1 protein-coding gene is annotated in these 666 nt (G+C 67.4%); it reads left to right on the top strand.

Features of this window, described 5'->3' with window-relative positions; translation table 11 throughout:
* Positions 1-666, top strand: a 666-nt coding sequence (locus ACYVDE_RS25240; protein WP_460504263.1) for an ATP-binding protein, incomplete at both ends; no start/stop codon positions are given.

Here is a 666-nt window from a genome sequence, read left to right as displayed (position 1 = left end):
CACGCCCGCCGGTGGCGGCTACCGCCCCGCCCCTACGCCCGATGAGGCCGAGCCCAGTGCCCAGGCCAAACTGCTGGGCCTGGAGCGGCCCAAAATCAACTTTTCCGACGTGGGCGGCATGGAGGCGGTGAAGGACGAAATCCGCCTGAAAATTATCCACCCGCTACAATTCCCGGACCTGTACAAGGCCTATGGCAAGGCCAGCGGCGGCGGGCTGCTGCTGTATGGCCCGCCCGGCTGCGGCAAAACCCACCTGGCCCGCGCCACGGCCGGCGAGGTGCAGGCCAGCTTCATCAGCGTGGGCATTGCCGACATTCTGGATATGTGGCTGGGCAACTCCGAGAAAAACCTGCACCAGCTATTTGAGCTGGCCCGCAGCCAGGCGCCGTGCGTGCTGTTTTTTGACGAGGTGGATGCTCTGGCCGCCAACCGCCACGACCTGCGCCAGAGCGCGGGCCGCACCGTCATCAACCAGTTCCTGGAGGAGTTGGACGGGGCCACGCGCTCGAACGAGGGCGTACTCATCATGGCTGCCACCAACGCGCCTTGGCACCTCGACCCCGCCTTCCGCCGCCCCGGCCGCTTCGACCGCATCACGCTCGTGACGCCCCCCGACGAGCCGGCCCGCACCGCCATTCTCGACATTCTGCTGCGCGGCAAGCCGCT

Source organism: Hymenobacter agri (assembly GCF_054778495.1).
This window is presented reverse-complemented; position numbering and strand designations above follow the sequence as displayed.